Annotated in this window: 12 protein-coding genes and 1 CRISPR repeat array; of the genes, 2 read left to right on the top strand and 10 right to left on the bottom strand. The window is 44.1% G+C overall.

Going from position 1 to position 14,289, the window contains the following annotated elements; genetic code table 11:
* Positions 1-218 precede the first annotated feature (218 nt).
* The 3 genes from AR1Y2_RS17720 to AR1Y2_RS05110 all read right to left on the bottom strand — a co-directional run bounded on the left by AR1Y2_RS17720 (position 219) and on the right by AR1Y2_RS05110 (position 4,198).
* The gene (locus tag AR1Y2_RS17720) at positions 219-989 is read right to left on the bottom strand and encodes a hypothetical protein (RefSeq protein ID WP_243118860.1); all 771 of its coding nucleotides are present in this window, start codon (positions 987-989) and stop codon (positions 219-221) included.
* 220 nt (positions 990-1,209) lie between these two features.
* Positions 1,210-3,162: a [FeFe] hydrogenase, group A gene (locus tag AR1Y2_RS05115; protein ID WP_137328002.1), complete on the bottom strand. Its 1,953-nt coding sequence runs from the start codon at positions 3,160-3,162 to the stop codon at positions 1,210-1,212.
* 76 nt (positions 3,163-3,238) lie between these two features.
* Complete coding sequence (locus AR1Y2_RS05110) at positions 3,239-4,198, bottom strand: D-2-hydroxyacid dehydrogenase (protein ID WP_137328001.1); 960 nt, start codon at positions 4,196-4,198, stop codon at positions 3,239-3,241.
* 71 nt (positions 4,199-4,269) lie between these two features.
* Here AR1Y2_RS05110 and AR1Y2_RS05105 point away from each other — a divergent pair, with 71 nt between their 5' ends.
* Positions 4,270-5,178 (top strand): PfkB family carbohydrate kinase, encoded by a 909-nt coding sequence (locus AR1Y2_RS05105; RefSeq protein ID WP_137328000.1) that lies wholly within the window; start codon positions 4,270-4,272, stop codon positions 5,176-5,178.
* Here the strand turns inward: AR1Y2_RS05105 and AR1Y2_RS05100 are convergent.
* The 4 genes from AR1Y2_RS05100 to AR1Y2_RS05085 all read right to left on the bottom strand — a co-directional run bounded on the left by AR1Y2_RS05100 (position 5,168) and on the right by AR1Y2_RS05085 (position 8,519).
* Complete coding sequence (locus AR1Y2_RS05100; protein WP_137327999.1) at positions 5,168-5,926, bottom strand: DeoR/GlpR family DNA-binding transcription regulator; 759 nt, start codon at positions 5,924-5,926, stop codon at positions 5,168-5,170. The two genes, AR1Y2_RS05105 and AR1Y2_RS05100, sit on opposite strands and share 11 nt — an antisense overlap.
* A 25-nt stretch (positions 5,927-5,951) precedes the next feature.
* Complete coding sequence (locus AR1Y2_RS05095) at positions 5,952-6,965, bottom strand: Gfo/Idh/MocA family oxidoreductase (protein ID WP_137327998.1); 1,014 nt, start codon at positions 6,963-6,965, stop codon at positions 5,952-5,954.
* A gap of 4 nt (positions 6,966-6,969) precedes the next feature.
* Positions 6,970-7,665, bottom strand: coding sequence for a deoxyribose-phosphate aldolase (gene deoC, locus AR1Y2_RS05090; protein ID WP_137327997.1), 696 nt, complete (start codon positions 7,663-7,665; stop codon positions 6,970-6,972).
* Positions 7,666-7,967: 302 nt separating this feature from the next.
* On the bottom strand, positions 7,968-8,519 hold the full coding sequence (locus tag AR1Y2_RS05085; RefSeq protein ID WP_137327996.1) for a helix-turn-helix domain-containing protein: 552 nt from the start codon (positions 8,517-8,519) through the stop codon (positions 7,968-7,970).
* Between the two features lie 184 nt (positions 8,520-8,703).
* Between AR1Y2_RS05085 and AR1Y2_RS05080 the strand changes: the two genes are divergently transcribed.
* Complete coding sequence (locus tag AR1Y2_RS05080; RefSeq protein ID WP_137327995.1) at positions 8,704-9,285, top strand: LysE family transporter; 582 nt, start codon at positions 8,704-8,706, stop codon at positions 9,283-9,285.
* Positions 9,286-9,363: 78 nt separating this feature from the next.
* Here the strand turns inward: AR1Y2_RS05080 and AR1Y2_RS05075 are convergent, their stop codons facing one another.
* From AR1Y2_RS05075 to AR1Y2_RS05065, 3 genes are read right to left on the bottom strand one after another with little or no spacing between them, the layout of a single operon-like run.
* Complete coding sequence (locus tag AR1Y2_RS05075) at positions 9,364-11,640, bottom strand: xanthine dehydrogenase family protein molybdopterin-binding subunit (protein ID WP_137327994.1); 2,277 nt, start codon at positions 11,638-11,640, stop codon at positions 9,364-9,366.
* On the bottom strand, positions 11,637-12,101 hold the full coding sequence (locus AR1Y2_RS05070; protein WP_137327993.1) for a (2Fe-2S)-binding protein: 465 nt from the start codon (positions 12,099-12,101) through the stop codon (positions 11,637-11,639). The genes AR1Y2_RS05075 and AR1Y2_RS05070 overlap by 4 nt, the downstream gene beginning before the upstream one ends.
* Positions 12,102-12,104: 3 nt before the next feature.
* Positions 12,105-12,896: an FAD binding domain-containing protein gene (locus AR1Y2_RS05065; RefSeq protein WP_137327992.1), complete on the bottom strand. Its 792-nt coding sequence runs from the start codon at positions 12,894-12,896 to the stop codon at positions 12,105-12,107.
* A 445-nt stretch (positions 12,897-13,341) separates the two neighbouring features.
* A CRISPR array of direct repeats spans positions 13,342-13,827; the repeat unit is 30 nt; unit sequence ATTTCAATACAACTCTTGTTAATGTTTATC.
* Between the last annotated feature and the right edge of the window lie 462 nt (positions 13,828-14,289).

Below are 14,289 nucleotides of genomic sequence, written 5' to 3'. Positions count from 1 at the left end.
CTTTCATAAATAGTTCTCTTGGATATTGTATTCTAATATACAAACCGTGTCAAGAAATGGGAATTACATATTCTGTTGAAAAAGTAGTAAAAAAAGACAAAGGCTAGTAAGCATAGTTAATTTTCATTATTTATTAGTCTTGATATTTTCTGGATTTATAATGATATACCCTGTAAGAATTCATTTATGTAATAGTATACTGGTAGTTAATTAAATTCCTATTTCCAGGGTGACCAATTTCCATACCAGGATCTTCGAGTTTTAAAATTATAGCCTGAGTCAGCCTGAATTTGCATACCTACGTCTCCATTAGCTGTAAATGCAGAAATGAGTACACTGTTAGGCTCACAATTAGTGCATCCAGTAAACGTCCTATAGACAAATACACCATTGTTTTTCAGTGTATTTGCATCTCCTGCAAAGACACCGCCATCATTTATTGAATCTATCTTTTTATTTATATTTCCTAAATCCACATTTAAATGGTCAACTCTGTCGTTCACATTGCTGATTGCTTTTGTATGAATCTCATACGATTCTATATTTACCAACCCCGCTGATTCTAGTTTCACTTCAAATGGTACAGTATTCGATGTATTGAAATAGAAATCCCACGTAATAGAAAAACCAGGACTTTCCGCTTCCGAAGGGATGTTTTTAGATTGTGATGCCTGTGCAATACAAAACAGGATCTCCCCTTCCTTTGGATCTGCTGCATAAAATCCTACCTGCCATAATTCATAACTTTCTTTCATTCCCCTATTTTCCAGCAAAACTGGAAGAATTGCAGTGTCTCCTTCTGTTCTGGCTGGCTGAAGTGTAATATCATATCCTCCCTCAGTGACACTTGTCTGCTGCCTCAGATCAACTACTGGTACTTTTTTTGAACCTGTAGCCACCCTTCTGATCTTTAATGACTCACCCTCTAAAAGCTTAGCCTGTAATGCCTTTCCTTGATCTGTCAATACTGTGTTTTCCCAAATATTCATATCCCTTACCCCCTGGTTTTTCACCTTTATAAAGCCAATGATAATATACGTCAAACTTCAGCTCCTCTTTCTTAGATCATGATCTCTATAAAAAATATAACATGATGACCAGGGGCAATGTGGACATGTTCTATGTAGTACAAAAAAGTGCATCGGATCCCACCAATGCACTTTCTTTGTACTATATTGAATTAACATACCCAAAAGGGCACCCCGTATCTTATAAACTAAAATACCTATCTAAATATCCTTCAAAAGCTTTCCCATGTCTGGCTTCATCCCTCGCCATTTCGTGGACTGTATCATGAATGGCATCAAGCCCTTCTGCTTTGGCACATGCGGCAAGCTCCGTTTTTCCTTCCGCAGCTCCATACTCTGCATCCACACGCATTTTCAAGTTCGTTTCTGTAGAATCAGAAACAACTTCTCCTAAAAGCTCGGCAAACTTAGCTGCATGATCTGCCTCTTCCCTGGCTGCCTTTTCGTAATATCGTCCGATCTCTGGATAACCTTCCCTGTGGGCATTTCTAGCCATAGCGAAATACATCCCTGCTTCCCTACATTCTCCTTCAAAGTTTGCGCGCAGATCAGCTATGATATCGTCAGGCGTACCTTTGGCAGCCCCGACCTCATGTTCTGCCGCCCATGTCTTTTCATTCTCCTGCAAAAGAAACTTATCAGCCCCCACATGACAGACCGGACATTCCCCAGGAGCTTCCTCTCCCCGGTGCACATATCCGCATACACTGCACACATAAGTTTTTTCAGCCACGGTTTCTTCGGCAGACTCCAGGTTTTTTGATTCTCCAAGTTCCTCACTCCTATCGTGATACATCGTATGAAGCATCTGCTCCGCCAGTTCACTGAGCGGCTCTCCGTAAAATTCTTCATACAATTTTTTGATCTGTTTGTTCTCATGGCTGGCCCTTATCTTCATGCCGCTGTCTCTATTATATAAGCTTTCGATTCTTTTTTCCTGTATGATTTCACCTTTGAATTCTTTATCCTTCGGCTGTCCTCCGCCGCCGATGCAGCCTCCCGGACAGGTCATCACTTCAATAAAATGATACTGTTTATCCGATGCCTTTACCTTCTCAATCATCTTTCTTACATTGGCTGTACCGTATACGACTGCCACATTGACAGTGAGCCCGTCAATATCAAGACTTGCCTCCTTGACACCTTCCATTCCCCGGACAGACTTCAGATCATAGAGCAATTCCGGTGATTTTTTCTTTGTGATGAACTTATATGCAGTCCTCAGTGCAGCTTCCATGACTCCCCCTGAGTTTCCGAAAATCACGCCTGCACCGGAGCCTTCTCCCATGAATTTATCAAAATCTGAATCTTCGAGGCTCAGAAAATCAATAGCTTCTTCTTTAGCCCACAGGGCAGCCTCTCTTGTAGTGATCACATGGTCCATATCCCTCATGTCCTGTTTTCCAAGGTATCCTCCTGCGTCCTTCATCTCTTCCCTGCGGATCTCAAATTTCTTTGCAGTACACGGGGTCAGTGCTACATTTACGATCTTCTCTGGATCGATCCCCATCATTTTGGCGAAATATGTCTTGATTGTAGGACCCTGCATACCGATGGGACTTTTGGCCGTAGAAATATGGTCTATAAGCTCTGGATAATATATCTCGGCAAACTTTACCCAGGCAGGACAGCAGCTGGTGAACTGAGGCAGCGGCTTTGTTCCCTCTGTAATCCTTTCAATCAGTTCGCTTGCTTCTTCCATAATGGTCAAGTCTGCACTGAAATTGGTATCCAGCACATAGTCAGCCCCCAGTGCGCGCAGAAGCGCTACCATTTTCCCCTGGACAAAAGCACCATCCTCCATGCCGAATTCTTCGCCCAGAGCTGCCCGGACAGAAGGCGATGTACTGACGACCACGATCTTCTCCGGATCCTTGACAGCCTCCTTGATCTCCTGGTATTCATAGGTCTCTGTGATGCTCTCCACTGGACAGACGTTGGCACACTGTCCACAGTTGATACAGACTGCCCGGTCCCCGGTCTGGGAAAGTGAATACGTTCCCAGCACAGATATGTAATCTTTACAAATATTCCTGCATTGGCCGCATTGAATGCACTTTTCTTCCTGTCTCATAATAGATGGATTGTCACAGTCGATTGGTACTCTTACATCTACTGGTAAATGTCTGCTCATTGGTTTCCCCCTTAAATAATATATAATTAGTAACGATTACTATTATTATATATTATTTCCCAGTGAACTACAATGATTATTTACAATATCCTGTCTGAAAATCTACCACATGACACAGTTCCTCTCCATTCAGATACCTTCTGACATTTTCTACTGCAATATCCGCAATAAAGTCCAGGGTCTGCGGCAGATGGAAATCTCCTGAGACATGGGGTGTAATCACCGCATTTTTAATATTCCACAGGCGGTGTTCCTGAGGAAGCGGCTCAGGATCGGTCACCTCAAGTCCCGCTGCATAAATATCCCCTGCGATCAGAGCATTGCACAAATCCTCCGTATTTACGGCATTTCCCCGTCCAGCGTTCATAAATATAGCTGACTTTTTCATCTTCTTAAACTGCTGCCTTCCAAAAACATTCCTTGTCGCCGGTGTGTTTGGAAGAATTGACAGGACCACATCCGCCTTGGGCAGCAAGTCATCCAGTTCCTCCATCGTATGCAGCTCATCGACCCCTTCTGGGCACTCCCCTATTCTCCGTTTGATCCCGATGATATGGGAATCAAATGCTTTCATCATTCTGGCAAAGGACAGTCCAATATTTCCAACTCCCGCGATCAGCACCTTATTTCCGGTCAGTGAAAGAACCTGGCCTTCATCGGACCAGTCACATCGGTTTTGGTTATCCCGGTACACATGCAGTTTTTTCTGTATGGACAAAAGCATGGCGAACATATGCTCACCCACAGCTTTTCCGTATGCCCCGGTGGCACTGGTCAGGATAGTCTTTCTGTTTAAAATATTCACTCCCATGTAAGCGTCTGTCCCGGAGGAATTCAGCTGCAGAAGCTCCAGGCGTCCAGACATGCCGATCATCCATGCGGGAACATTTCCAATGATGATATTGGCCTCCTGGACCATTTCTCTGTTCACATCCTCATAGGAGGAATAGGTAATGTCACAGTCCTTTGCAATCCCTTCCAGTTTTTCTTTATATGTATCACTCATTGGAACAACGGTCAAAATCTTTTTTCTCATTTTTTCGATTCTCCTCTATCCTGTTTGATTTTTTTATGTTTTATTATATCATAAGACATGGAGGAAAAAATATGAACCAAGAAAAGAAAGTTTTAATTATCGGCTCTTCTGTGGCGGATGTGATCATAGATGTGGAAAGACTGCCCAGGTCCGGCGAAGATGTGCATATTATAGATCAGCGGCTGTGTATCGGAGGCTGTGCCTTTAACGTATCCGATATCATCCGGCATTTCCAGATACCGCATTTGTTGTTCTCCCCGGCCGGCACCGGGATTTACGGCGATTTTATCAGGGAGGAATGGAAGAAGCGTGGGATCACACCGGCCCTTCCGGTCCCAGATTCCCCAAACGGCTGTTGTTACTGTTTTGTAGATTCCTCAGGAGAACGGTCCTTCGCCTCCTTTCACGGAGCTGAATATCTGTTTCAAAAAGAATGGTTTGATCTGATCGATGTCTCACAGTTTGACACGGTCTATGTGTGCGGCCTGGAGATTGAAGAAAAGACTGGGGAACATATCGTTGAATTTTTAGAACAGAATCCCGGTATTCAGATCTATTACGCTCCGGGTCCACGGATTGAAAAACAGCCAAAGGAGCTGATGGACCGCATTTTTGCTCTGCATCCTGTCGTACATCTAAGTGAAACAGAGGCGCAAACACTCACAGGCGCAGCAGACACAGACCATGCCGCCCGGGCAATCTTTGCAAAAACCAAACAGGATGTGGTCATTACGCTAGGAGAAAAGGGTGCCTACTGCCTGGAGCATGAAAACGGCCGCTTTCTGCCGTCCCGAAATGCAAAACAAGTGGACGCCACCGGAGCCGGTGACGCCCACATAGGAGCTGTTATCGCACTTAGAAAACTTGCCTGCTCTCTTCCAGAAGCGGTCCAAACAGCCAATCTTATCTCTGCTGCAGTGGTGGAAAAGAAGGGGGCATCCTTAGACCATGAACGATTTCTTCAATGTTTTAATAAATGACAGTGCCGAGGCTTTCAAACGCCTCCTTTAATTCATTGGGAAGGGATTCATCCAGGATAAATCCGTCAAAGGCTTCAATCTTTGCATAAGTACAAATGGTCCGTTTTCCTATTTTGGACGTATCGCAGACCAGATAACTGTGGTCGGACGCCGCCATCATTTCCTTTTTAATCTCTGCCTGGTCTATGTTGGGAGTGGTCGCACCCTTGGACAAAGAAACCCCATCCGATGACATAAATGCTTTCTCAACCGATATGTTTTCGAGAAACTTCATCCCCATGCTGCCCACAGTGCTCTCAAAGGCCGTCCGCACATGCCCGCCGATCAGGATCAAGTAAACTCCCTCTATCTTCTGGAGTTCCATTGCAACAGGCAGGTCATTGGTCACAACCGTCAATTTCTTTGCATCCTTTAACAGCTTCGCAAGCTCTAACATGGTGGTCCCGCTGTCAAGCAGGATCGTATCTCCGTCGGATATCATTGTTCTGGCTTTCTGGGCCGCCTTTTGTTTTTCCCTGAGATATTTTTGCTTTCTTGTGGCAATGGATTCTTCCACATTTAAAATATCTTCATTTAACAGAGCCCCGCCGTGGGTTCTCGTAAGCCTCCCGGCCTTTTCCAGTTCCATCAGGTACGTGCGGACCGTAGTTCCGCTTACTTCAAAGAGGCTGGACAACTCGGCACTGCTCACCCTCTTATTTTCCTTTAAAAGTCTCATAATCTCTTCTTTTCGTTCCTCTGCAAACATACGGTCCTCCTGTCAGTCTCTCCCTTTATAATGTCACAATCTTTTTCTCTACAATGGATTCGTTACCTGCTTTTACGATCCTCACGGCCATTTTTCCGTCCAGGCCGCTGCATTCCACCTCTGTATCATCTAAAATAGAACGGATAAAGCTCCTGTCTTCCGCTAAGTAGGCATCTTTAAATAAGAACTTCCAACTCCGGGTCGTCGGGCGTTTCAGCTCATGGTTTGGCGTACAAGTGAGAATCTTCTTTTCGTGGATATCTCCAAGACAGATGACTCCCTTTGTTCCAAGGATCTCCACTCGGGCATCATAGCCATACTGGACATATTGAGCCCCTTCCACACAGGCATGGATCCCGTTTTCAAACTCACCGGTCATGATCACGTTGTCATAAAAGTCAGGGTACTGCTCCTTGATCTCCTTATTTCTGAAATTCCCGCCGATGGCATAGACACTTTTCAGTTCACTCTCCGCAAACCAGCGGACCGTGTCAATGTCGTGGCTGCTGACCTCTGCTAAAGGACCGTTGCTCTTTTTGATATCATACATCCATTCTTTGGGCTTGCTGGGTCCTCTGGAATGGGACTTGACCAGAACGATATCTCCGATCTCTCCTTCTGCGATCATAGCCTTCGCCTCCTGGAAGCTCTCGTCGAAACGCCTCATAAATCCGATCTGAAGCTTGACCTGATGTTCCTCGGCTGCTTTGATCATCTCATCGCACTCTTCCTCGTTCATTGCCATCGGTTTTTCACAGAAAATATGCTTTTTGGCAGCAGCTGCTGCAACGGCAATCTCTTTATGGTACTTTGTGGGAGTCACAATATAGACAGCATTGATCTCTTCATTTTTCAGGACTTCTCTGTAATCTGTATAATACAGTTCAATCCCCAGTTCTTTTGCCGCACTTTTTGCGGTCTCCTCCATAGGATCACAGACTGCGATGATCCTTGCGTTTGGAACACTTCCCGTATAATTGTGTGCGTGGACCATGCCGGCCCTTCCTGATCCGATCAGACAAACCTTGACTTCTTTCATTGTGCTACCTCCCTTGACTCTGCATTTCTTTGACGATTTCAACACCTGCGCTGGTTCCAAGCCTTTCTGCTCCGGCCTCCACCATAGCAAGTGCAGTTTCTAAGTCCCGGATGCCTCCGGCAGCTTTTACCTTCACTGCATCTCCTACCACAGACTTCATAAGCCTTACATCCTCCACCGTTGCCCCGCCGGTACCAAAGCCTGTGGATGTCTTGATAAAATCAGGCTTTACTTCTTTTGCGATCTCCGCCACTTTTTTCTTTTCCTCATCGGTTAGATAACAATTCTCAAAGATCACTTTGCTGGTGACACCCGCCCTCCGGCACACCTCTGTGATCTGCTCCATCTCTTCTTTTATGTACTCATAATTCCTGTTTTTTACTTCCGCCACGTTGATCACATAGTCAATCTCATCTGCTCCTTTTGAAATGGCATCCTCTGTCTCAAAGACTTTGCACTCCAGTGTTGTCTGCCCTAAAGGAAAACCGATCGCCGCTCCCACATGCACCGGGCTTCCCTGAAGCAATTCTTTACACCGTTTTATCTGAGCCGGGTTGATGGCTACCATCTTAAACTGATACTGTTTTGCCTCTCCGCAAAGCTTTTCAAACATCCCATTGTCTGCAAACGCCTTTAAATTCGTGTGATCCACCATATTTGCCAACTGTTCTGCTGTGATCTTCATCTCTGAGCCCTCCATTTCGTTCACCTGCGTTTATTTTTGTTTCCTTGTGTTTATAGCTATATATTACCACAGGTAACATGATAGTGCAATACATAACCGAACAAAAGTAAACAAAAGTTTTTATAAGTACGATAGTTTTTCTCCATTGTCTCCAGTCGACTCTGGAAAGGACTCCTTCCGACAATGGAGAAAAACTATCATAGATGGTGCCTTTAGTATTGCAGCAACATGGTCCAGCAGACATTACGTTCATTTTCTACATGATTGGAGTGAGGCATTCTAAGAGCCGAACGGAAATCATGTGGAAAATGTCATACTTATGGATTAAATAATATCATGTGTAACTTGGCCGTTTCTTTTCCAATATTTTTGTACGAATGAATGGCATCGGCCTTAAAACGTATACTCTCGCCTTTTTTAACTATAAATCTCTGACCGTCAGCATAGATCTCAATTTCCCCTGTAAAGATTGTAATAAATTCTGTGGTCCCCTTTAAGTGGGGTTGAGATTCCCAATAACTGCTCTCATCTAATTCCAGATAATATACCGCAAATCTGCGGTTTTCATTATCCGGAAAAATTGAATAGTTTTTAACTTTTCCATTATCTTCGAGTATTGGCTGAATCTCTGATGTTTTTACAATCTCATATGGACTTTTTGGACGGACAGTCAAAGCGTCAAACGGCACTTTCATTCCATTTGAAATTTTCCATAAAGTAGATATGGTTGGGTTGCCATCACCTCGTTCAATTTGTGCAAGCATACTTTTGCTGACAGTGCTCAACTTTGCGAGCTCCTCCATACTTAATTTGTTTTCTTCCCGCATCCTTTTTATATTCTTAGCAACGATCATATTCATTGAATCCAAAATAAATCTCTCCTTCCCATTGACATTATAACGCACAAAATATATTATTATATCATACAAGTACAATATAATATTCGTTTTGTATTATTATACGATTTTGATCTTGTTTTGTAAAGCCAAGAGGAACCAGGTCAGAACAATGAGGCCACTACATTTTCATCACTTTAGCAGAAAGAGGTTATATATGTTCCATTTATTTGATTTTTTAATTTATTGTTTTATCACTGCCTATACACCGGGAGCAAACAATCTGCTTTCCATGAGTAATGCAATCCGGCTGGGATTCCGCCGGAGCATTCATTTTAATCTCGGCATACTAGCCGGATTTGCAGTTGTTATGTCTGTTTGTACGGCCTTTAGTGCAACCCTTTACTCAGTTCTCCCTAAAGTAAAAATCGTCATGCAGATATTGGGGGCAGCTTACATGCTGTACCTTGCATGGAAAGTTTGGAATAGTTCTTCTGAATTAAGTGCGGATGGTAGAAAAGAGGCTAGTTTTCTTTCAGGTATGATATTACAATTTGTCAATCCTAAAATTTACATCTATGCGATTACTGCAATGTCGCTCTATATCTTACCTGTTTATCATTCTACCACAGCCTTAATAGGCTTCACTGCAATATTGTCTATAATCGGTGCTTCTGGTTCTTTTGTATGGGCATTGTTCGGAGCGGCATTTTGTAAATTTTTCTCCAAACACATGAAGCTTGTTAACATCATTATGGCCCTTTTGCTTGTATACTGCGCTGCAGCCTTATTTCTTTAAAAGCCAGAAAGAAAAAAGAAGAGTTCTATAAAATTTCTTTCATAGACTCTTCTTTTCGGAACAAAGTTTTTTAGGTTTCTATCTTTTTTTCATTCCCATATAAATCTTTTCCGCTGTGATCGGAAGTTCTCTCACTCTTACTCCTGAGGCGTTATACACTGCCTCTGCGATGGCCGGATTTGGAGTATTAATCACGATCTCCCCAATAGATTTGGCTCCAAAAGGTCCTGACGGCTCATAACTGCTCTGGAATTCTACCCGGATATTTCCGGTGTCCAGTCTTGTAGGAATTTTATACTGCATAAAAGAATTGGCCGATGTCTTTCCTTTTTTATTGTAAAGAATTTCTTCATATAATGCCATTCCGATTCCCTGCGCCAGGCCGCCCTCTGTCTGAACCCTTGCAAGGCTTGGATTAATCACCGTTCCGCAGTCCACTACAGCTGCGAAATCAATAAGTTCTACGGCTCCTGTCTCCATGTCCACTTCTACTTCCGCTGCACCTGCCATAAACGGCGGGGGTGATGTAGGTGAAGAGTGGGACTCGCTGGCCTGCAGTGCCTCCTCATTGCCGCACATGACCTGGTTTCCAATATCTTTTAAAGATATTTCCTTTCCACTTTCCAGGTGGAAAACCCTTTTCCCGTCAAAATCTACCTCTTCCAACGGACATTCCAGATACTGGGCACCTTTTTTCAGAATCTTTTCTCTTAAGACTCCGCATGTCTTAACCACAGCCATTCCCGTAACATAGGTCGTGCTGGACGCATAGGATCCACTGTCATACGGAGAGACATCAGTATCCACCCCATGGACAATGATCTGTTCCATATCACAGTCCAGACAGTCAGCGGCCATCTGGGCCAGGATCGTATCGCACCCGGTTCCCATATCAGATGCGCCGATGATCAAACTGTAAAATCCGTCATCGTTTACCTTTATTGAAACTGCTGCCGTATCCACATTGGAAATCCCAGACCCCTGCATGGCAAGCGCCAGTCCGACACCCCTGACTTTCCCGTTTCCCATGTCTTTTCTCGGATATTTCTCATCCCATGAGATCATTTCCTTCACACGCTTTACACATTGGTCCAGTGTGCAGCTTGTGGCGGTCTCACCATAATAGGCAGGCATGATCTGGCCTTCTCTCACCATGTTCAGTTCCCTCAGCTTAACCGGATCCATTCCCATCTTATGGGCCAGTTCATTGACTGCGGACTCCACGGCAAAAATCCCCTGAGTAGCCCCATATCCCCGATAAGCCCCGGCTGACATCACATTGGTGTATACAACGTCATATGCAAAACGGAATGCCTCGGCCTTTCCGTACAGCGGGATCGACTTATGGCCGGAAAGCCCCACAGTCGTGGGCCCGTGCTCCCCGTATGCCCCGGTATTGGACAGTGTATAGACATCGATCCCCTTGATGATCCCATCTTCGTCTGCGCCGATCCGCACTTTCATCTCCATCTCATGCCGGGGACTGGATGCGATAAAGGACTCTTCTCTTGTATAGACAATCTTGGCAGGCTTGCCTGTTTTTAAGGTTACAAGTGCCGGATATACTTCGGTCACCACAGTCTGCTTTGCCCCAAAGCCTCCCCCGATCCTTGGCTTTACCACACGGATCCTGGACTTTGGGATATCCAGGGCATGGGCCAGGATCCTTCTCACATGAAAGGTAACCTGGGTGGAGGAAACCACATTCAGTCTTCCGTAAGTGTCCATATGGGTAACCGTGCAGAAGTTTTCCATCATTGCCTGCTGGTTGGCTTTCGTATGATAGGTTTCTTCCACATAATACTTACATCCATTCAGCACCTGGTCAATATCACCCTCTACCGTTTCATGGCTGGCACAGAGGTTCCTTTTGTTATCCGCTCCGACCTCGCATAAAGCCTTCCAGTTCTCTTCCGGATGCACCAGGATCTTTTGATCCTTGGCCTTTCTGAAATCCAGGACCGGCTCAAGTATCTCATACTCTGTTTTTACAAGCTTCATAGCCTTTTCCACTGCTTTTTCGGATACACCTGCGATGACAGCCACCGCATCCCCCACAAAACGCACCCGGTCATCTAAGATCCTGCGGTCATAAGGACTCGGCTCCGGATATGTTTGTCCTGCCATAGTAAACCTTTTGTCCGGGCAGTCCTCATGGGTCAGGATACATTCGATTCCCGGCACTTTCATGGCTCTTTCGGTGTCAATCTTCTTAATGACCGCGTGGGCATGCGGACTTCTTAAAACCTTTACGATCAAGCAGTCTTTCGGCGCCAGGTCATCTGTATAGACCGGCTTTCCGGTCACCAATGCCATAGAATCTACTTTTGGGACAGAGGTATTGACTGATCTCATAATGACTGTCCTCCTTTTTCTTTCATATAGTTCTGAATGGCGCGCATCTGCCCCTCATAACCGGAACAACGGCACAGATTGCCTGCCAGGTATTCTTTGATCTCATCCATGCTTGGATCTTCAAGCTCTCTGGTCATTGCGATCACGTTCATAATGAATCCCGGAGAACAATATCCGCACTGTTCCGCGCCTTCCTTTGCTAGAAAACTTCCGAAGTCCGCTGCTTCTTCCTGAATCCCTTCCAATGTTGTGATCTCTTTTCCCTCTGCTCTGGCTGCCGGCATGGCACAGGACAGAGACGGCTTTCCGTCTACCAAGACAGTACACAGCCCGCAGTTAGTAGTATCACAGCCTCTCTTTACGCTGTAGCATCCCAATTCTCTCAATAAATCCAGCAGCATGCAGTCCGGCTCAATGACAGCAGTCTGCTGTTTTCCATTTAACTGAAATTTAACTTTCATCCCTTATGCTTCCTCCAAAATCATCTTTGCTGCACGCTTCACGAGCACCTCTGCCACCGCCTGTCGGTACTCGCTGCTGCCCCTCATATTGCTTCCGAACTTCATTTCTGAAACTGCCTGCCCCGCTAAAGCTTCTGCCGATACAGGCTCCCCGCTGATGACAGCCAGTTCAGCCCTGACCGGTCTGGCTCCGATGGAAATATACCACGTGTCTTCTTTTTTGGAAACAGCGCAGGCCACCATTGGAAAATCAGTTTTGGTTGCCCTCTGGGATAAATAAACAATCTTTCTTTGATCCTTTTTAATGATGATCTTTTCCAGGATATCACGGTCCCTTTTCCTGCTTATAAACTCAGCAAGTGTTATTTTTCCTGCATGGACCAGGACTACTTCCGTATCCAGGGCCAGCAGACAGGTCAGCACGTCAGAAAATCCAAACCGGCCGTATATACTGCCTCCAACTGTAGCCTGATTCCTGAACTGTACACCTACGATATGGCGCAGACTCTCCCTGACTGCTCCGTCAAAACAGGCTTCCAGTCCCTGATGCGTCTCCAGGCCTCTCAAAGAACACATTGCCCCGATCTCAAATGCTTCTTCTGTTTCTTTTATATAGTCTAAATCAAGTCCGGACAAGTCAATGGCATTTTGTATGCGCGGTGAACAGAGCCTAAGCCACATCATCCCCCCAAGAACCCGGTTTGCCTTCTTCTGGTTAAGCTCATAGGCTTCCTCAAGACTTTCCGGCCTCAGATAATTTGCTATTGTTACCAATTCAATCTCCTCCATCGTCATTTGATAAAATCATTCTCTGTCCGACACTTTTCACCGTTTCCGGACAGAAAACACTAATTTATACTGTAACATAGAAATAAGAAAGAGTGAAAGAGTTTTTTTGAGAAAATCGCAGAATGGCACCTTCTGTTTAGCCGTCATCCATGTCCAGCAAACACTACGTCCATGTTCTACATAATTAGAGCGAATCATTCTAAGAGCCGAACGGAAATCATGGGGAAAATGTTACCTTTGTGTGCATTTTGCTTAGAGGGAGGTTTGAATCACCTTGGTAATGTAAAAAACAAAAAATCCGGCAATGCCGGATTTATAAATAATAGTTTCCCTAAATCTACAGAAGGTCAAACCTAAGTCTGCCATGGATACTATAGGGTAATGAATAAGAAAAGTCTGTCATCCAGCGAAGTATGACCGTAAGTTGATATTCGTGAGTTCCTGGGACTTAGCTATAATACAACTCTTGTTAATGATAATCGTAAGTTCTAACAATCAGTGCAATCGAACTTCATCATTTCAATACAACTCTTGTTAATGTTTATCGCTTGTACCCGATTAGAAAGTAGCTTTAATTCGTTGATTTCAATACAACTCTTGTTAATGTTTATCTTTGTAGCAGCACCCATTTCTTTTGCTTTCGCTGATTTCAATACAACTCTTGTTAATGTTTATCTCTTCTGCCGGCCGTCATCTTTTGTTTCCAGATGACATTTCAATACAACTCTTGTTAATGTTTATCGAGTTGCGAAACGGGCCGGTTTGGCGGTAATATTGCATTTCAATACAACTCTTGTTAATGTTTATCATCACTTCTGCTACAACAGACGCAAATGGAAACGATTTCAATACAACTCTTGTTAATGTTTATCAGTAAAGGATGCTGTATCCTTAATTTCCGCTGGAAATTTCAATACAACTTTTGTTAATGTTTATCCAACGCTTTTAAGCCATTCTTCTTTTTTATTATAGTCAGTTTTCCTGATAAAATCAATGTTTGCTCTCTTTTTTCCCAACCGATTTCATTTTTTTTAATTTTAATGCCAAAAACCCATTCATTGGCTTAGTTTGGGGATTCCCCGGGTCTTTTCAAATTTTCAGGTTGGGAAATCACCATTGTGGATCATATTCACTTTTAAAATATAAGATCACTCAATAATCTCCTCACCTAATTCTGTCGTCCCAGGAAAGCTTCCAACCAAAAGGCGCCACCTCCAACTATTTTTCTCCATGATCGGAAGGACACCTTTCCAGATTTAACTGGAGATAATGGATAAAAATCCTCGTGAATACTAACAGTATTTCTCCTCTTTTTTTGTGATACTATACAAACTTAATCAAGTTTATCTCAAAGCTATTTACTTCCACAAATCATAGGTATATACTGGAAGCAACATAT

Source organism: Anaerostipes rhamnosivorans, assembly GCF_005280655.1.
GTDB classification, from domain to species: domain Bacteria; phylum Bacillota; class Clostridia; order Lachnospirales; family Lachnospiraceae; genus Anaerostipes; species Anaerostipes rhamnosivorans.
The sequence above is the reverse complement of the archived record's forward strand: the minus strand, read 5'-3'. Positions and strand labels throughout refer to the sequence as shown.